Origin of the sequence: Micromonospora sp. CPCC 206171 (genome assembly GCF_036906755.1) — a bacterium.
Lineage (GTDB): Bacteria > Actinomycetota > Actinomycetes > Mycobacteriales > Micromonosporaceae > Micromonospora > Micromonospora purpureochromogenes.
This window is the reverse complement of the sequence record NZ_JBAKHT010000004.1, coordinates 178,205-194,102: the sequence shown is the minus strand read 5'-3', so window position 1 is coordinate 194,102 and position 15,898 is coordinate 178,205. Positions and strand designations below refer to the sequence as shown.

Annotated in this window: 20 protein-coding genes; 8 read left to right on the top strand and 12 right to left on the bottom strand. The window is 73.7% G+C overall.

What is annotated here, in order from left to right:
* The first annotated feature begins 72 nt into the window (after window positions 1-72).
* Window positions 73-1,422: an MFS transporter gene (locus tag V6U89_RS07990; RefSeq protein ID WP_334570028.1), complete on the top strand. Its 1,350-nt coding sequence runs from the start codon at window positions 73-75 to the stop codon at window positions 1,420-1,422.
* Here the strand turns inward: V6U89_RS07990 and V6U89_RS07985 are convergent.
* Window positions 1,313-1,882 carry a VanZ family protein gene (locus tag V6U89_RS07985; RefSeq protein ID WP_334570026.1) on the bottom strand — a complete coding sequence of 190 codons (570 nt, stop codon included), beginning with the start codon at window positions 1,880-1,882 and terminating at the stop codon, window positions 1,313-1,315. The two genes, V6U89_RS07990 and V6U89_RS07985, sit on opposite strands and share 110 nt — an antisense overlap.
* 9 nt (window positions 1,883-1,891) lie before the next feature.
* On the bottom strand, window positions 1,892-3,046 hold the full coding sequence (locus V6U89_RS07980; protein ID WP_334570024.1) for an FAD-dependent oxidoreductase: 1,155 nt from the start codon (window positions 3,044-3,046) through the stop codon (window positions 1,892-1,894).
* A 100-nt stretch (window positions 3,047-3,146) separates the two neighbouring features.
* Here V6U89_RS07980 and V6U89_RS07975 point away from each other — a divergent pair, with 100 nt between their 5' ends.
* Window positions 3,147-3,731: a TetR/AcrR family transcriptional regulator gene (locus V6U89_RS07975; RefSeq protein WP_334570023.1), complete on the top strand. Its 585-nt coding sequence runs from the start codon at window positions 3,147-3,149 to the stop codon at window positions 3,729-3,731.
* A 56-nt stretch (window positions 3,732-3,787) separates the two neighbouring features.
* Here V6U89_RS07975 and V6U89_RS07970 read toward each other — a convergent pair whose 3' ends face one another.
* The 5 genes from V6U89_RS07970 to V6U89_RS07950 all read right to left on the bottom strand — a co-directional run bounded on the left by V6U89_RS07970 (window position 3,788) and on the right by V6U89_RS07950 (window position 7,883).
* Window positions 3,788-4,690, bottom strand: coding sequence for a sulfurtransferase (locus tag V6U89_RS07970; protein ID WP_334570022.1), 903 nt, complete (start codon window positions 4,688-4,690; stop codon window positions 3,788-3,790).
* A 122-nt stretch (window positions 4,691-4,812) separates the two neighbouring features.
* Window positions 4,813-5,259 carry an imidazolonepropionase-like domain-containing protein gene (locus V6U89_RS07965; protein WP_334570020.1) on the bottom strand — a complete coding sequence of 149 codons (447 nt, stop codon included), beginning with the start codon at window positions 5,257-5,259 and terminating at the stop codon, window positions 4,813-4,815.
* A gap of 2 nt (window positions 5,260-5,261) precedes the next feature.
* Window positions 5,262-6,029: an SGNH/GDSL hydrolase family protein gene (locus V6U89_RS07960; RefSeq protein ID WP_334570019.1), complete on the bottom strand. Its 768-nt coding sequence runs from the start codon at window positions 6,027-6,029 to the stop codon at window positions 5,262-5,264.
* 184 nt (window positions 6,030-6,213) lie between these two features.
* Window positions 6,214-7,347 carry a hypothetical protein gene (locus tag V6U89_RS07955; protein ID WP_334570018.1) on the bottom strand — a complete coding sequence of 378 codons (1,134 nt, stop codon included), beginning with the start codon at window positions 7,345-7,347 and terminating at the stop codon, window positions 6,214-6,216.
* A 155-nt stretch (window positions 7,348-7,502) separates the two neighbouring features.
* The gene (locus tag V6U89_RS07950; protein ID WP_334570017.1) at window positions 7,503-7,883 is read right to left on the bottom strand and encodes a hypothetical protein; all 381 of its coding nucleotides are present in this window, start codon (window positions 7,881-7,883) and stop codon (window positions 7,503-7,505) included.
* A gap of 240 nt (window positions 7,884-8,123) precedes the next feature.
* On the opposite strand from V6U89_RS07950, the gene V6U89_RS07945 reads away from it, so the two are divergent.
* Both V6U89_RS07945 and V6U89_RS07940 read left to right on the top strand, forming a co-directional pair.
* Window positions 8,124-8,927: a helix-turn-helix domain-containing protein gene (locus V6U89_RS07945; RefSeq protein WP_334570016.1), complete on the top strand. Its 804-nt coding sequence runs from the start codon at window positions 8,124-8,126 to the stop codon at window positions 8,925-8,927.
* Window positions 8,918-9,100: a DUF397 domain-containing protein gene (locus V6U89_RS07940; RefSeq protein WP_334570015.1), complete on the top strand. Its 183-nt coding sequence runs from the start codon at window positions 8,918-8,920 to the stop codon at window positions 9,098-9,100. Before V6U89_RS07945 ends, V6U89_RS07940 begins: the two co-directional genes overlap by 10 nt.
* A gap of 18 nt (window positions 9,101-9,118) precedes the next feature.
* Here V6U89_RS07940 and V6U89_RS07935 read toward each other — a convergent pair whose 3' ends face one another.
* The 3 genes from V6U89_RS07935 to V6U89_RS07925 form a co-directional block, all read right to left on the bottom strand.
* A complete protein-coding gene (locus V6U89_RS07935) occupies window positions 9,119-9,478 on the bottom strand; it encodes a hypothetical protein (protein WP_334570014.1) in 360 nt (119 codons plus the stop codon).
* 132 nt (window positions 9,479-9,610) lie between these two features.
* Window positions 9,611-10,783, bottom strand: a complete 1,173-nt coding sequence (locus V6U89_RS07930) for a hypothetical protein (protein ID WP_334570013.1) — start codon at window positions 10,781-10,783, stop codon at window positions 9,611-9,613.
* Window positions 10,780-11,310, bottom strand: coding sequence for a SigE family RNA polymerase sigma factor (locus V6U89_RS07925; protein WP_334570012.1), 531 nt, complete (start codon window positions 11,308-11,310; stop codon window positions 10,780-10,782). The genes V6U89_RS07930 and V6U89_RS07925 overlap by 4 nt, the downstream gene beginning before the upstream one ends.
* A gap of 153 nt (window positions 11,311-11,463) precedes the next feature.
* On the opposite strand from V6U89_RS07925, the gene V6U89_RS07920 reads away from it, so the two are divergent.
* The 4 genes from V6U89_RS07920 to V6U89_RS07905 all read left to right on the top strand — a co-directional run bounded on the left by V6U89_RS07920 (window position 11,464) and on the right by V6U89_RS07905 (window position 14,935).
* Entirely contained in the window at window positions 11,464-13,233 is a 1,770-nt protein-coding gene (locus tag V6U89_RS07920) for a proline--tRNA ligase (RefSeq protein WP_334570011.1), read from the top strand.
* Between the two features lie 57 nt (window positions 13,234-13,290).
* Window positions 13,291-13,710 carry a CBS domain-containing protein gene (locus V6U89_RS07915; RefSeq protein WP_334570010.1) on the top strand — a complete coding sequence of 140 codons (420 nt, stop codon included), beginning with the start codon at window positions 13,291-13,293 and terminating at the stop codon, window positions 13,708-13,710.
* A gap of 146 nt (window positions 13,711-13,856) precedes the next feature.
* Window positions 13,857-14,282: a SufE family protein gene (locus V6U89_RS07910; RefSeq protein WP_334570009.1), complete on the top strand. Its 426-nt coding sequence runs from the start codon at window positions 13,857-13,859 to the stop codon at window positions 14,280-14,282.
* A 20-nt stretch (window positions 14,283-14,302) separates the two neighbouring features.
* On the top strand, window positions 14,303-14,935 hold the full coding sequence (locus V6U89_RS07905; protein WP_334570149.1) for a DsbA family oxidoreductase: 633 nt from the start codon (window positions 14,303-14,305) through the stop codon (window positions 14,933-14,935).
* Between the two features lie 56 nt (window positions 14,936-14,991).
* On the opposite strand, the gene V6U89_RS07900 is transcribed toward V6U89_RS07905, so the two are convergent.
* Window positions 14,992-15,540 carry a YbaK/EbsC family protein gene (locus V6U89_RS07900; protein WP_334570008.1) on the bottom strand — a complete coding sequence of 183 codons (549 nt, stop codon included), beginning with the start codon at window positions 15,538-15,540 and terminating at the stop codon, window positions 14,992-14,994.
* 152 nt (window positions 15,541-15,692) lie between these two features.
* A complete protein-coding gene (locus V6U89_RS07895) occupies window positions 15,693-15,887 on the bottom strand; it encodes a hypothetical protein (RefSeq protein ID WP_334570006.1) in 195 nt (64 codons plus the stop codon).
* Window positions 15,888-15,898: the final 11 nt, after the last annotated feature.

The window sequence follows — 15,898 nt, the reverse complement described above, 5'->3', positions numbered from 1 at the left end:
TCACCGACGCTGTCCGACCCCTTTCCGGTCGCCTTGACCCTCGACCCGGTGGAGGCGGCAGGGTCCGTCGGCATGACCGCCACCCCACTCGGCCGGGACTACCGGCTGCTCTGGTCCGCCGCCGTCTCCTCCCGGTTCGGCGACGCCCTGCGTACGCCGGCCCTGGCCCTGCTGGCCGCGACGCTGACCCGCGACCCCCGGGCGGTGGCCGTGGTGACCGTCGCCGGACAGCTCCCGCCGCTGCTGCTCGGCCTGCTCGGCGGCGTGTACGCCGACCGCTGGGACCGCCGCCGGACGATGGCGCTGGTGGACGGCCTGCGGGCGGTCGTGGTCGCCGCGCTGGCCGTCACGGTGGCCGGGGGTCTGGCCGGTGTGCCGGCGCTGGTGGCGACGGCGTTCCTGCTCGCCGCGCTCGGCGTCCTCTTCGACGCCGCCTCGTTCGCGCTGCTGCCCGCGCTGGTGCCCGCGCCGGCCCTGCCGGCCGCCAACGGCCGCCTCCAGGCCGGCACCGCGCTGGCCGGCGGCCTGCTCGGCGCCCCGCTGGCCGGGGTGCTCTTCGCGGTCTCGCCGAGCATGCCGCTCACTGTGGACGCGGCCACCTTCGCCCTCGCCGCCCTGCTCACCCTCGCCCTGTCCCGGTCCGCCGCCGGTCGGCGTCGCGGCGCCCGGCCTGGCAACGCCGGGTCGGCACCCGGTCCCGGTCGACGGGGCACCGCCGCCGGCCCGGACGGGCGCGCGGGCCGCCGCGAGCGCGGCAGCTCGGTGTGGCGGGAGGCCGCGGAAGGGGTGCGGTGGCTGCGGGGTGAGCCGACGATGTGGCGGGTCACCCTGCTCAGCGCGGGGACGAACCTGGCGATCAGCGCGCTGATGGCCGTGCTGGTCCTCTACGCGCTGGACGTGCTGCGGGTGCCGCCGGCCGGGTACGGGCTGTTCATGGCGGCGGTCGTGCTCGGCGCGTTGGCCGGGGCGCTCGCGGCGGGGCGGCTGGCCGCCCGGCTCGGCACCACCCCCGCGCTGCGCGCGGTGCTCCTCGCGCAGACCGTCGCCCTGGCCGGGTTCGCGCTGGTCCGGCACCCCGTGCCGGCCGGGCTCGCGCTGGCCGTCTTCGCGGGTGGGAGCACGGTGTGGAACAGCCTGTGGGCGGCGTACGGGCAGGGTCGGGTGCCAGCCGCGCTGCTCGGTCGGGTGGGTGCCACCCAGCGGATGGCCGCACTGCTCACCGCCCCGGTCGGCGCGACACTCGCCGGGCTGGCCGGGGCGGCGTACGGGGTGGGCCCGGTGGTCGGGGCGGCGGCGGTGGTCTTCGCGCTGGTCACGCTCGCGGCGTGGCGGGCACTGCGGCCGGCCGCGCCGGCACCGGACGGCGCCCCGCCCACCACGGCCGGGACAGCAGCCCGGCCAGGGCCGCCCCGGTCGCGTTGAGCAGCACGTCGTCGACGGAGGTGACCCGGCCGAGGTCCAGCGCGTACTGGGCGGACTCGACCAGCGCGGAGGCGGCGGCACCGAGCAGGAAGAGCCGGCCGACGCCGGCGAGGGCGGCGGAGCGTACCGGGGCGAGGAAGCCCAGCGCGGCGAAGACCAGCAGGTTGCCGACCACCTGGACCACGACGGTGGCCGGTGGGCCGGCCGCGACGAGGTCGACGAGGTCGACCAGCGGCACCAGCTTCACCTCGCCGGGCGCGGCGCGCGGCGTGAGGATCATCCACACCCAGGGCAGCGTCCCGGCGACCATGCCCACCTCGGCGGCGCTGCGCCGCCACGCCTCCCGGCGGGTCGGCGCGGCGCGGGCCCGGGCCAGCAGCGCGACCAGCAGCACCGGCACCGGCACCGCGACCAGCGTGGCGAGCAGCACGTCGCCCCACTCACGCCACACCTGCCCCATCGGGGCAGCCTAACCCGGGCGCTGGGCCAGTCCGGAGAGGCGCAGCGCCAGCCGCCGACGGACGGTGGGCGCGCCGGCGACGGCGCGGAGCACCAGGTCGCGCAGCGGGCGGGCGACCGGCGGAACGGTGGCGAGCCGGGTCAGCCGGTCGGCGAAGCCGGCGACCTCCTCGGCCAGCGGTCGGCGCGCGGCCGAGTAGTCGTCGAGCAGGGTGTCGGGTCCGCCGGCGACCACGTCGGCGAGGGTGTCGCCGAGGGCGACACCGTCGCAGATGCCGAGGTTCATTCCCTGCCCGCCGGCCGGGCTGTGCACGTGCGCGGCGTCGCCGGCCAGCAGCACCGGGCCGGCGCGGTAGGTGTCGGCCACCCGGTGGTGGATCCGGAACCGGGAACTCCAGATCACGTCGGTCACCCGGTCCGGTCGTCGGGCCGGCCCCCGCTCGTCGAGCAGCGCCTGGAAGTACGCGGCGTCCGGCGCGCGCGGGGCCTCGGCGACCGAGGCGACCACCCGGACCACCCCGTCCGGCAGCGGCGCCCAGACCAGCGGCCCCGGCCGGGCCAGGAAGAGCGCGATCTCGTCGCGGGGCAGCACGCTGCGCACCCGCACGTCGGCGAGGACGAACGACTCGCCGCGGCCGGCCGGTCCGCCGAAGCCGATCCCGGCCAGCTCCCGCACGGTGCTGTGCATGCCGTCCGCGCCGATCACCCACCGGGCGCGGACCCGGCCGCCGTCGGCGAACCCGACCACCGCGCCGGCGTCGTCGCGGTCCAGGCTGGTCACCTCGTACGGCCGGTGGACCCGGCCGCCGAGCGCGGTGAGCCGGTCGGTCAGCACGGCCTCGGTGACCGCCTGGGAGACCAGCAGCGCGTACGGGTAGCGGCTCGGCAGGTCGTCGAAGCCGACGCCGAACAGCACTCGGTCGCGGTCGCGCACGGTGAACCGGTGCGACGCCGCTCCCCGGGCGACCAGCGGCGCGGCGGCCTCGATCCGGTCCAGCACCTCCAGGGTGTACGCGTGCACGACGGCGGCCCGGGAGGTCACCGGCGGTTGCGCGGCGCGGTCGACCACGGTCACGTCGACCCCCCGGCGGGCGAGGGTGGCGGCGACGGTCAGGCCGGTCGGCCCGGCCCCCACCACGAGGACGTCGGTGCGCTCGGGCAACATGGCCCACCCCCTATGTCAACAAGCGTTTGCCAACGCTTGTAGGCAAGGCTAGGCCGGGTCGGAGCGTCGTGTCAACGCTTGTTGGCATAGAGTCGGGGACATGACCGCCGCAACCCCCGCCCGCCGCTCGGACGCCACCCGCGCCGCGATCCTGCGCGCCGCCCGGGAACGGTTCGCCGCCGACGGATACGAGCGCGCCACCATCCGCGCCATCGCCGCCGACGCCCGGATCGACCCGTCGATGGTGATGCGCTACTACGGCAACAAGGAGGGACTGTTCGCGGCGGCGGCCGAGTTCGACCTGCGGCTGCCCGACCTCGCCGCCGTACCCACCGGACAGCTCGGCGAGGTGCTGGTCCGGCACTTCCTCGACCGCTGGGAGGGCGACGAGACCCTCGCGGCCCTGCTCCGGGCGGCCAGTACCAACCCGGGTGCCGCCGAGCGGATCCGCGGCCTCTTCGCCGACCAGCTCGGCGCGGCCGTGGCCCGGTTCGGCACCGACCCGGCGACCACCGCCCGCCGCGCCGGCCTGGTGGCCAGCCAGATCCTCGGCCTGGCCTTCACCCGCTACATCGTCCGGCTGCCGCCGATGGTGGACGCGGCGCCGGCCGAGCTGGTCGCCTGGGTCGGCCCCACCCTCCAGCGCTACCTGACCGGGACGGCCCAGGACGGGCGTACCCCGTGACGACGACGGCCGTGGTCACCCAGCGGTGACCACGGCCGTCGGTGCGGCGGGAGGAATCAGCCGGCGATGCCGCCCGGCTGGTCGCCCTTGGCGACGGGCGCCCGGACCAGGTTGCCCCACTCGGTCCACGAGCCGTCGTAGTTGCGCACCTGCGGGTAGCCGAGCAGGTGCCGCAGCACGAACCAGGTGTGGCTGGACCGCTCACCGATCCGGCAGTACGCCACCACGTCGTCCGACGGGCTCAGCCCGAGCTGGTCGGCGTAGATGGCGCGCAGTTCGTCCGCGGACTTGAAGGTGCCGTCCTCGTTGGCGGCCGACTTCCACGGCTTGTTGACCGCGCCCGGGATGTGCCCGCCGCGCAGCGCGCCCTCCTGCGGGTAGTCCGGCATGTGCAGCATCTCGCCGGTGTACTCGCCGGGCGAGCGGACGTCCACCAGCGGCCGGCCGGCGGCCACGTGCGCCATGACCTGCTCCCGGTACGCCCGGATCGGCGTGTCGTCGCGCTGCGGCACCGGGTACTCGGCGCGGGGACGGGTCACCTTCTCCCGGGTCAGCTCCCGCCCCTCGGCGATCCACTTCTGCCGGCCGCCGTCGAGCAACCGTACGTCGGCGTGGCCGAAGAGCGAGAAGACCCAGAGGGCGTACGCGGCCCACCAGTTGAAGTTGTCGCCGTAGAAGACCACCGTGTCGCCCCGGCCGATGCCCTTGGCGGCGCACAGCTCGGCGAAGCTCTTCGCGTCGAGGTAGTCGCGGGTCACCTGGTCGTTCAGCTCGGTGTGCCAGTCGACCTTGACGGCGCCCGGGATGTGACCGGTGTCGTAGAGCAGCACGTCCTCGTCGGACTCCACCACGACGAGGCCCTCGTCGCCCAGGTGCTCGGCCAGCCACTCGGTGGTGACCAGGCGCTGCGGATCGGCGTACGACTGGAGGCGGGGATTCGGATCGTTCGGCACAGGCATGATCCCCAAGGTACGCCGGATCGCGGCACGGCGGCCGGCCATCGGAAATCGGGTGCGGCGGATGTGACCGCCGGCACGCGACCACTGAGGATCGACGCGCACCCCGGCGGCCCGGCCGGCCCTCAGGCGCGGCGGTGCACCAGCCGCCCGGCGACCACGGTGGCCAGGCAGCGGCCGTCGTCGGCGAAGACGGCCAGGTCGGCGCGGCCGGCCGGCACCAGCGCCGGCGGGCGTACCCGGTCGAGCACCGCGACGTCGTTGCGGGCGGCGGCGGCCCGCAGCTCCGGCTCGGTGACGTGCGCGGCGAGCACCGCGGCGACGCCGAGCCGGAACAGCGCGTGCACCCGCTCGCGCGGGCTCGGTGCCGGCGGCAGGGGCCCGTCGTGCACCAGCGCCGGCCCGAGGGTGCCGGCCCACCGCCGCACCCGCACCTGCGGGTACGCCTCCGTCAGCTCGTCCAGCGGCGCGACCGCCTCGATCCGGTCGCCGGTGACGAGCACCGCGCGGCCGGCGACCGGCTCGTCGGCCGGCGTCGACCGCAGCAGCGTGGCGGCGTGGATGGTCCGCACGGTCAGTCGCTGACCGGCCCGAGCAGCGGGCGCTTGGCGGTGACGGTGTCGCCCGACGACCGCCCGGTGAGCCGCCGCTTGATCCACGGGGCCAGGTGCTGGCCGGCCCAGCGCAGGTCGGCGGCGCGGGCGGCAAGCCAGGGCGTGGGCGCCGGCTCCTCGGGGACCAGCAGCCACTCCTCCTCGCAGCCCACCCCGAGCGCGGTCAGCACCTGGGCGGCGACCCGCCGGTGCCCGGCGGCCGACAGGTGCAGCCGGTCGGTGCTCCACAGCATCGGGTTGAGGAAGGTGTCGTCGGCGTACAGGTCGACCATGATCGCGCCGTGCCGCTCGGCGGTCTCACCGACCGCCCGGTTGAGCAGTTCCACCCGGGGAGCGACGAGGCGCTGGCCGGGCAGCCGCGCCATCACGTCGGCGAACCGGAACAGGATCACGTCGGCACCGCCCGAGCGGAGCTGCCGCACCACGTCGTCGAAGCGGGTGACCAGGGCGTCCGGGTCGAAGTTGCGGCGCAGCACGTCGTTGCCGCCGGCCGCGAAGCTGATCAGATCCGGCTTCATCGCCAGGGCGGCCGGCACCTGCTCGGCCACCACACTGGGAAAGAGACGGCCCCGGATCGCCAGGTTGGCGTACCCGAAGTCCGGACCGGCCTCGGCGGCCAGCCGGGTCGCCACCAGATCGGCCCACCCGCGATAGGTGCCGTCCGGGTACGCGTCGTCCATGCCCTCGGTGAAGCTGTCCCCCACCGCGACGAAGCTGCGCCAGCGCACGCCGCCTCCCTCACGCTCTTCGTTGCCTGCGGCGACCAGTCTGTCACCGGGTCGGTTCCCGGCGCTGCCACCCGTCGGGCGAACGTGGCGGAGGTCATCGATCCGACTTGCCGCCGCCCACCTCGCGGCACGACGACGGCAGGCCACCCCCCGTCGGTGTGGCCCGCCGTCGTTCGGGTGCCGATCAGCCGAGCAGGCGACCCCACGGGTTGCCGGCAGGCACCGGCAGGCTGCCCAGCACGCGGCCGTTGGCGGCGTACCTGACGAGGCGGTAGGCGGGGGCGTCGTCGCCGAGGGTGGCGGTGTTGACCTGGGCGACGAGCGTGCCGTCCGGGAGGAAGCGCACCTGCTCGGTCAGGCCGTGGCCGGTCGCCTTCCGCCAGGCGGCGTCGAGCGGCGCCAGCTTGGTGGCGGCGCCGGTGCCGAGGTCCACCCGGTAGTTGCGGATCCGCCAGGTGCAGCCGCACTCACCCGCGTTCGGCACGTGGGTGCTGATGACGGCGTGCTGGGCGTCCAGGGAGAAGCCGGCCAGTCCGTGGATCTTCAGGTCGGCCGGAATGCGGGGCGTCACCGTGCGGAACTGACCGCGGGCGTCACCGATGCGCAGCGACCGGTCCTGGAAGAAGCCGACCATGCTGTGTCCGGCCACCGGGCAGCTCTGCTGGTGGGTGGCGATCACCTGGCGCGCGCCCCCGTCGGCCCGGATCTCGATCACGGTCCAGTCGCCCCGCCGGCCCTCGGCGTACACCACGCTGAGGTTGTCAGACCAGTGCGGCGCGCAGTCGAGGTCGCCCGCGAGCGGGACGGTGGCGACCGCGCCGCCCTCGAACCGGCTGATCATCAGGCGGTTCGGCTTCGCCGCCAGCCAGGCCGCCCGCCGGCCGTCCGGGGAGGCCGCCACCCCGCGCTCGGCAATCCGGTCACCGGGCCGCCCCTCCCGGACGACCTCCCACCGGCCATCGGCGGTGCTGCGCCAGATCCGGGCCGGTGCCACATCCGTTCCGCCGTACACCTGGTCGGCGGACCAGGTGAGCTGCGGCCAGTTCAGCTTGCGGGCGGCGGCCGGCGGGGCGGCCGGGCGGGCGGCGGAGACGCCGGCCGCCTGCGCGACCGAGCCTCCTACACCGCCACCCGTCGTGGTCGGCGTGTCCGCGACGGTCACCAGCGGGGCAGCGTCGGCCGGGCCGGACGGCGCGGCGCAGCCGGCGACGGCGACCGGGAGCAGCACCAGGGCGGCGGCGCCCATCAGCGCACGGGGCCGCAGTGCCCGCCGCAGCGCCGGGGTGAAGACGGTACGGGGGGTGAGGATGCTGTTCATGGGGGTGGCCTCCGGTGCGCCGAACTCGCTCTGACGCCACCCAAGACGCATCCCTTGTGGATCTCAGTTGCCGCTGGTGATCGCTTTTTATTGACAAACTTTTCCGGCCCCGGACGGCAACCATCCGGGCACCTGCGAGCATCGGGCGGCGCGGCTCACCGGTCGTCGTCCGAGGGCTCGACGATCGGCCGCCGGTACGGCCCCCATGCGACGAACCGGGCGAACAGCTCCCGTGGAGTGGGCCCGTCGTGCGGGTTCAGCCGGAACAGGTCGTGGGTGGCCTCGTGATAGAGCCCGGAGAGGTAGATGGCCAGCTCGACGGGCTGATCGGCGTACTCGATCTTGAGCAGCAGCCGGGCCTCGGCGCAGGGCCACGGCAGGCCGCAGGCCCGGCACACCCAGAGCGGGCGGATCGGCAGGTGCGGTGGGCGGCCCGGCGGATACGGCCGAGGCCGATCGGCGTGCGGGCCGAGGCGGGGTACCGGGAGCTGGCTGAAGATCACCGGCTGCTCCCGTTCGCCCGCGCGGCCCGGCACCGTAACCAGCGGAACGGTTGGCGCATCTCGACCTCCTCGGGACGTGGGCGGGGCCGCCCCTGCACGGGGGGTCACGGGCGGCCCCGGGGCGGGCCGGACGGCAGGCGACCCGCTACGTGACAGTCTGGTGAGGGCGCGACTACCGTCGGAAGGCATCGACGCTGGTCGGGGCGGGGCCCGGTCAGCTCTTCCGGCCGCGGGGACGGGCCGTGGAGACGCCGAGGGAATCGTGGAGGAACTGTGGAAGGCGAGCCGACCGCCGAGCTGATCCGGGCACAACTGCGCCGGCTGCGGGTGAACGCCGAGCTGAGTCAGGAGGAGTTCGGGAAGCTCGTCCACTTCTCGGGCTCCCAGGTCTCCGCGGTTGAGCTGGGCCAGCGCCCGCTCGACCGGTTCTTCCTCAAGCGGGCGGACGAGGTGCTCGGCACGGGTGGGCTGTTGACGTCCCTGCTGAAGCTCGCCGAGCGGGACGGGCAGCCGAGCTGGTTACGGCCGTGGCTCGAGGCGGAGCGCCAGTCGCAGCAGCTCCGCTGCTACCAGCCGAGCATCATTCCCGGCCTGCTACAGACGGAGAACTATGCCCGCGCGGTGATCCGAACGAACGACATTCTGAGCGACGACGAGGTGGAGAAGCGGCTGGCAGTCCGAATGGATCGGCAGGCCATTCTCCTGCGGACGGAAGCACCTCAGTTCGTGGCCGTGATCGAGGAAGTCGTTCTCCGTCGTGCCGACGAAGGCTTCCGAGGGCTCATGACCCAGCAGCTCGCGCACCTCATCGAATGCGTCGATCGCCCGCACATCAGCGTCCATGCCATCCCGGCCGAGGTCAGCGTGCATGTTGGACTCGCCGGGCCATTCACTCTGGCGCGAACAATGGACGGCGGATGGGTTGGTCACCTGGAGAACCAGCTCGGCGGCGTAGTGGTCGACACCGATGACGATGTGGCTATCCTGCTGGCGAGGTGGGAGAGCGTCCGCAGCGAGGCCCTGCCTCGCCGGCAGTCGACCCTGCTGATGAAGGAAGTGATGACGTCATGGACCTGACCGGCGCTACCTGGCGCAAGTCCACCCGCAGCGCTCAGGGCGAGTGCGTGGAGGTGGCCGACAACCTGCCCGGCGTCATCGGCGTCCGCGACAGCAAGGACCCGGCTGGCCCCGTGCTCACCTTCGACCCGCAGACCTGGCGAGCGTTCGTCACCTTCGCCAAGCGGCGCTGACAGTCGGGGCCTCCCCACCTACTGACCGAACGTGTACCGCAGGTTCGCGTTGATCAGCTGGTTGAGGCGCTTGCGCATGTGCCCGAGCAGGGCCGGCTCCGGCAGCGGCTCGGCCAGGAACAGGGTCCAGCGCAGATCCGTCCCGCCACTGCCGTCCGACGGAAGGTCGAACCGAACTGTCGCGTCCGGCCGTTTCCGCCAGATCGAGGACCAGACGACAAGGTGCGGAGCGTCGACGCGGAGCGTCTGAGGTCGCTCCTCGTCGTCGAGCAGCAGCAACCAGGGGCGAGCCGGATCGCGATTCGGCTCCGTCAGCGCCTCGAAGATCACGTGAGGTGGTGCGGGCTGGTTCCGCTTGCGGGAGCCACCTTCGAGCATGCCCCAGGCTAGATGGTCATCTCCATGTCGCCGAAGTGGCGGGGTCGACCAGGCCGGGATACCGCCATATCCGCGAAACGGCGAGCAGGCGGGCCGCCCCGGAGGACGGCCCGCCCCTCTCGTACCCGTAGGTCAGTCGACGGCGGCGATGATCTGCATCGACGCCAGGCTGCTCGGCTCGGGCTTCTCGGCGACCTTCTTCCCGGCCTTGTCGATCAGAATCAGGGTGTACCGGCCGCCGCTGCGCACCCGGGCCACCAGCGAGCCGTCCGCCTGGAAGTACGCCTGCCGCAACTCACGGCCGCCCAGCGGGAGGCTGACCTCCTTACCCGTCCGAATGTCGAGCACGGCATTCACGATCAGTTCGCGGGCCGCGTCGCCGTAGCTCTCGCTGCTGCGCTCGATCCGGAAGAGCGCGATCCGCCGCCCGTCCGGGGAGATGCTGGCGACGTCGAAGCAGACGTACCGGCTGCCCTTGCTGCCGGGGCCCGGGATGGTGCGCCGCCCGGTGCCGGTGCGGTCGGTGACCACGACGGTGCCGTTCGAGCCGTCGGCAAAGGCCACCGTGCCGTCGGCGGCCCAGGCCGGGTGGCAGCCCTGGAAGCCGGCCACCTCGGTGAAGGCGCCCGACGTGACATCCAGCAGGCCGACCTTGCTGAAGTTCCCGTCCGCCGCGCCCAACCGCACGGTGAGCTGCCGGGAGTTCGGCGACCAGGTGGGCGACCAGCACATGTTGTCCACCAGGTCGTGGAGCTTGCGCTTGCCGGAGCCGTCGAGGGCGGCAGTCCAGAGCGCGCCGCCGTCCTCGACCCAGGCCACCCGGCGACCGTCCGGCGAGACAGCGGCGTTGAGCTGCGCCGGATTGTTCGGCAGGGCGAGCCGCCGGACGGGAGTGCCACCCGGCGTCCACGAGTAGAGGCGGGCGGTGTCGGCCCCGCCCGAGCCGAACGGGCCGTAGTAGAGCCGACCGAAGCTGGCGCTGGTGGCGGGCTGGCTGCTGGTCGACGTGGCCGGCGGGGCGATCGACGGGCTGCCGGAGGGCGACGGGGTCGGGGACGCGGTGGGCGACGGGCTGGCGGTGACCGACGGCGTGGTGCCGGGGATCGGGTCGGCGCTCCGGTTCGGCAGGAACGCGAACGCGGTACCGGTGGCCGCGCCGAACAGCACCACCGCCGCGGCCGAGGTCGCGATCGCGCGCTGGATGCCGATCCGGCGGGACGTCCGCAGGGCGCGGTCCCGCAGGTCGACCGGGGTGACCTCCTCGGCCAGGTCGGCGAGGTCGAGCCGGAGACGCTGGTCGTTCATCGGGCGCTTCCTTCCAGGACGTACAGCTCGGCGAGCTCGGGTGCGACGGTGCGCAACTTGGCCAGCGCCTTGGAGGTCTGGCTCTTGACGGTGCCGACGGTGACGCCGAGCAGCTCGGCGGCCTCGGCCTCGGTGCGGTCCTCGAAGAAGCGCAGCACCAGCACGGCCCGCTGCTTCGGGGAGAGCTTGGCCAGGGCGGCCCGCAGGGTCAGCCGCAGGGTGGTCTGGTGGGCGTGGTCGGGGCCCGAGTCGCCTCCGCGTGGTTCGGGCAGCTCGCCCGTCATCGACTCGGGCACCCGCCGGCGTCGCCACCAGGAGACCTGCAGGTGATACATGATCTTGCGGGTGTACGCCTCGGCGTTGCCGCTGTCGTGCAGCCGCCCCCACGACCGGTGGGTACGGGCCAGCGCCGACTGGACGAGATCCTCGGCGAGGTGCTGGTCACCGGTGAGCAGGTAGGCCGAGCGCAGCAGCGCCGGCGTCCGGGTACGGACGAACGAGTCGAACTCACTCAGGAGAGGGTCCACACGAGCCGATCCTTGGGTAGTCGTTGATGCCTTTCCAGACGTCACCCCGGGATCGCCGGGTTGCCGCCCGGCAGCCGATGTGCGCGACAAGTTTCGGCACCGACCCGCGTAATCGCGTCGCCGGGTCCGTCGCGCCGGTCGTACGCTGCGCGAATGCTGCTACGTACGTCGACCCTGCTGCTGCGGACCCTGCGCGAGGACCCGGCGGACGCGGAGGTGCCGAGCCACCGGCTCCTGCTGCGCGCCGGTTACATCCGTCGCGCCGCGCCGGGCGGCTACACCTGGCTGCCGCTGGGCAAGCTCGTGCTGGACCGGGTCACCGAGATCGTCCGGTCGGAGATGACCGCCATCGGCGACCAGGAGGTGCACTTCCCGGCGCTGCTGCCGGCCGAGCCCTACCGGACCAGCGGCCGGTGGACGGAGTACGGCGACGACATTTTCACCCTGGCCGACCGCAAGGGCGCCGAGCACCTGCTCGCCCCGACGCACGAGGAGATGGCCACGCTGCTGGTGAAGGATCTCTTCACCTCGTACCGGGACTTCCCGGTGACGCTGTTCCAGATCCAGACGAAGTTCCGCGACGAGGCCCGGCCCCGGGCCGGCCTGCTGCGCGGGCGCGAGTTCCTGATGAAGGACGCCTACTCGTTCGACCTCGACGACGCCGGCCTCCAGGAGTCGTACGAGCGACACCGGGCGGCGTACCGGCGGGTCTTCGACCGGCTGGGGCTCGACTACACGGTGGTGCACGCGATGTCCGGGGCGATGGGCGGCTCGGCGTCGGAGGAGTTCCTGGCCACCACGCCGGTCGGCGAGGACACCTTCGTCGGCTGCACGGAGTGCGACTACGCGGCGAACACCGAGGCGGTGACCACCCCGGCCCCGGCCGCGACCGACCCGGACGCGCAGCGGGCCAGCGAGGTGCACGACACCCCGGAGACACCCACCATCGCCTCGCTGGTCGACCTGGCGAACACCCGCCGGCTGGCCGACCGGGACGACTGGACCGCCGCCGACACCCTGAAGAACGTCGTGCTGAGCGTGCGCCGGCCGGGCGCGGAGTCGGCCGAGCTGCTGGTCATCGGGCTGCCCGGTGATCGGGAGGTGGACCTGAAGCGGGTCGAGGCGGCCCTCGCCCCGGCCACCGTGGACGTCTTCGACGACTGGGCCGCCCATCCCGAGCTGGTCCGCGGCTACATCGGACCGCAGATCATGGCCAAGCTCGGCATCCGCTACCTGGTCGACCCGCGGGTGGTCACCGGCACCGCCTGGCTGACCGGCGCGAACGAGCCGGGCCGGCACGTCACGAACGTGGTCGCCGGCCGGGACTTCACCCCGGACGGCACCATCGAGGCGGCCGAGGTGCGCCCAGGCGACCCCTGCCCGGCCTGCGGCACGGGGGAGCTGACCATGCGCCGGGGCATCGAGATCGGGCACATCTTCCAGCTCGGCCGCCGCTACACCGACGCATTCGCGCTCGACGTGCTGGGCTCGGCCGGCAAGCCGGTCCGGCCGACCATGGGCTGCTACGGCATCGGGGTGTCCCGGGCGGTGGCCGCGGTCGCCGAACAGCACCACGACGAGCGAGGACTTCGCTGGCCGGCGGCGATCGCGCCGGTCGACGTACACCTGATCGCCGCCGGCAAGGGGCCGCAGCTCGACGCGGCGCTCGACCTCGGTGGGCGGCTGTCCGCCGCCGGCCTGCGGGTGCTGGTCGACGACCGGGTGAACGTCTCCGCCGGGGTGAAGTTCACCGACGCGGAGCTGATCGGCATCCCGCGCGCCGTCGTGGTCGGCCGTCGGCTCGCCGACGGGTACGTCGAGCTGCGCGACCGGGCCGGCGGCGAGCGGGTGGAGCTGCCGGTGGACGGGCTGGTCGAGCGGCTGGTCGACGAGGTGGGCCGGGTACTCGGCAACCGGGTGTAGCGGGCGCGCCACGGGGTACCGCTGCGGGATCGACCAAGGGTGTTTTCGGAGGCTCTCATGTACCGGGTCAGTGACGTGATGACGAAGCAGGTGGTCTACCTGTCGGCGGAAACCACCCTGGACGAGGCGGCCAGGGTGATGAAGGAGGCGGACATCGGCGACGTGGTGGTCACCGACGGCGCCACCCTCGCCGGCGTGCTGACCGACCGCGACATCGTGGTACGGGCGGTGGCCGAGCGCAGCGACCCGTCGACCACCACCATCGGCTCGATCATCACCCGCGAGGTGGTGATGATCGAGCAGCACTCCACCGCCTCGGAGGCGGCGTCGCTGATGCGCGAGCGCAACATCCGGCGGGTGCTGGTCTGCGACAACGAGCGCAAGCTGGTGGGCATCGTCTCCCTGGGCGACCTGGCCATGCAGCTCGACCCGACCTCGGCGCTGGCCGACATCAGCGAGGCGGCGCCGAACGCCTGACCCATCGTCCCGGTGCCCCTCGCTCTCGTGGGCGTGGCGGCGCCGGGTCGACGGCCGCCGGCCGCGACCTTCGTCACGTCACCGGAAGCCGGGCCGCCGATCGCCGACCGCCGGGCGTCCCCGGCGGGCGGCGGTAGCCTGGCGGGATGCCCGAGATGCCGACGAAGCTGGCCGAGATCGTCGAGGAGTTTGCCGCCGCACCCCGCGACGTGGTGCTGGAGATGCTGCTCGAATACGCCGACGTCATCCCGCCCCTGCCGCCGGGCGTGGACCGGGAGGGCATGGAGCAGGTGCCCGAGTGTCAGACCTCGTTCTTCCTCCGCGCCGAGGTCAACCCGGACCGGACGGTGAGCACCATCTTCGACTGCCCGCCCGAGGCGCCGACCACCCGCGCCTTCGCCGGCATCCTCGCCGAGGGCCTGGACGGGGCGAGCGCGGAGCAGGTGCTGGCCGTGCCGGACGACCTCTACCAGCGGATGGGGTTGGCCCACGCGATCAGTCCGCTGCGGGTGCGCGGCGGCACCGCCATCCTGGCCCGGCTCAAGCGCCAGGTCCGGGAACAAGCGGGCTGAGCTGGGTGTTCTCGTCCGTTATGGAGATCGAGATCTACGCCGACGTGGTCTGCCCCTGGTGCTGGATCGGCAAGCGCCGGCTGGAGCGGGCGTTGGCGTCGTACGGCGGTGACGTGACCGTCCGCTACCGCCCCTTCCAGCTCGACCCCACGCCGGTGACCGAGCCGAAACCGCTGGTCGAGGCGATGGCCGCCAAGTTCGGTGGCCGGGAGCGGGCGGAGGCGATGTTCGCCCAGGTCACCCAGGTCGCCGCCGGGGTGGGGCTGGACCTGCGCTTCGACCGCGCGGTGCAGGCCAACACCTTCGAGGCGCACCGGCTGATCCGGTACGCCACCGAGCGCGGCCTGGCCGAGGAGATGGTCGAGGCCCTCTACGCGGCGCACTTCACCCACGGCGTGGACCTCGGCTCGCGGGACGCGTTGGTCGAGCTGGCCGGCACGGTCGGCCTGGACGAGACCGAGGCCCGCGCCCACCTCGACTCCCCGGTCGGGCGCCGCGAGGTGGCCGCCGACCTGACCGCCGCCCAGCAGCTCGGGGTGAGCAGCGTGCCCACCTTCGTGCTGGCCGGCAAGTACGCGGTCACCGGCGCGCAGGAGCCGGAGACGCTGCTGGCAGCCCTGTCCGAGGTGGAGCGCCGCGAGTCGGGCGCCTGAGCGCATATCGACACTCGTGATGTTTCACGTGCAACCACATCGACGGGCGTAACGGGTCAGGCCGGCCTGGCCAGCCCTTCGACCACCCGGGCGCCGGGCAGCGCGCCGAGCGCCGGGCCGGGCAGCGCGATCTTGCTGGGCCGGACACCGGATCCGATGATCACGTGCGGGGTCGCGATCACCCGGGAGTCGACCAGGATCGGCCAGCTCTCCGGCAGGCCGATCGGGGTGATCCCGCCGTACTCCATGCCGGTCAGCTCGACCGCGTCGGCCATCGGGGCGAAGCTCGCCTTGCGCACGTCGAGCGCCCGCCGGACCACCCCGTTGACGTCCGCCCGGGTGGTGGCGAGCACGACGCAGGCGGCGTAGCGGATCTCCCCCTCGCGCTTGCCGGCGACCACGACGCAGTTCGCCGACACCTCCAGCCCCACCTCGTACGCCGCGCAGAAGGCGGCGGTGTCGGCGAGTGTCGCGTCGATCGGGGCGACCAGTACGTCGTCGACGTCCACCGGAGCCTCGACCGGCCACTGCGCCAACGCGGCGGCGACCGGCGACGCCAGCAGGTCGAGTCGGGTGCGGGCGGGCTCGGTCTTCAACGTCCCCATCACGGTTGCGATCCTCGCACCCGCCGCACTGATCCGCCCGTCGGCACCCGCCCGGCCAGTTGATCGACCCCGCTTGCGGCGTGTCGCGGTGTCCCACGCTGCCGAAGCCGCGACACGCCGCAAGCGGGGTCGATCACACCGGAACGGCGGACTCAGCTACCGCTGAGGAAGGCGTTCTCGCGCATGAAGGCGCGGTCGTCGACGGAGGCCGACTGGGCGGCCCGCAGCACCTGCGGCCGGCGGGCCTCCAGGTCCTCCATGCCGTGCCGGACGGCGAGCCGGATCACGCCGTAGAGGAAGACGAACCCGAAGACGTAGAGGATGACGGTGGCGATGACGGTGAACATGGCGCCACGCT

Excerpts from the sequence above, each read along its gene's own strand:
- V6U89_RS07905 (WP_334570149.1), top strand. The coding sequence starts at position 14,303 with ATGGAGATCGAGATCTACGCCGACGTGGTCTGCCCCTGGTGCTGGATC.
- V6U89_RS07985 (WP_334570026.1), bottom strand. The coding sequence starts at position 1,882 with ATGGGGCAGGTGTGGCGTGAGTGGGGCGACGTGCTGCTCGCCACGCTG.
- V6U89_RS07975 (WP_334570023.1), top strand. The coding sequence starts at position 3,147 with ATGACCGCCGCAACCCCCGCCCGCCGCTCGGACGCCACCCGCGCCGCG.
- V6U89_RS07970 (WP_334570022.1), bottom strand. The coding sequence starts at position 4,690 with ATGCCTGTGCCGAACGATCCGAATCCCCGCCTCCAGTCGTACGCCGAT.
- V6U89_RS07910 (WP_334570009.1), top strand. The coding sequence starts at position 13,857 with ATGCCCGAGATGCCGACGAAGCTGGCCGAGATCGTCGAGGAGTTTGCC.
- V6U89_RS07920 (WP_334570011.1), top strand. The coding sequence starts at position 11,464 with ATGCTGCTACGTACGTCGACCCTGCTGCTGCGGACCCTGCGCGAGGAC.
- V6U89_RS07895 (WP_334570006.1), bottom strand. The coding sequence starts at position 15,887 with ATGTTCACCGTCATCGCCACCGTCATCCTCTACGTCTTCGGGTTCGTC.
- V6U89_RS07940 (WP_334570015.1), top strand. The coding sequence starts at position 8,918 with ATGGACCTGACCGGCGCTACCTGGCGCAAGTCCACCCGCAGCGCTCAG.
- V6U89_RS07930 (WP_334570013.1), bottom strand. The coding sequence starts at position 10,783 with ATGAACGACCAGCGTCTCCGGCTCGACCTCGCCGACCTGGCCGAGGAG.
- V6U89_RS07915 (WP_334570010.1), top strand. The coding sequence starts at position 13,291 with ATGTACCGGGTCAGTGACGTGATGACGAAGCAGGTGGTCTACCTGTCG.
- V6U89_RS07980 (WP_334570024.1), bottom strand. The coding sequence starts at position 3,046 with ATGTTGCCCGAGCGCACCGACGTCCTCGTGGTGGGGGCCGGGCCGACC.
- V6U89_RS07935 (WP_334570014.1), bottom strand. The coding sequence starts at position 9,478 with ATGCTCGAAGGTGGCTCCCGCAAGCGGAACCAGCCCGCACCACCTCAC.
- V6U89_RS07955 (WP_334570018.1), bottom strand. The coding sequence starts at position 7,347 with ATGAACAGCATCCTCACCCCCCGTACCGTCTTCACCCCGGCGCTGCGG.
- V6U89_RS07900 (WP_334570008.1), bottom strand. The coding sequence starts at position 15,540 with ATGGGGACGTTGAAGACCGAGCCCGCCCGCACCCGACTCGACCTGCTG.
- V6U89_RS07990 (WP_334570028.1), top strand. The coding sequence starts at position 73 with ATGACCGCCACCCCACTCGGCCGGGACTACCGGCTGCTCTGGTCCGCC.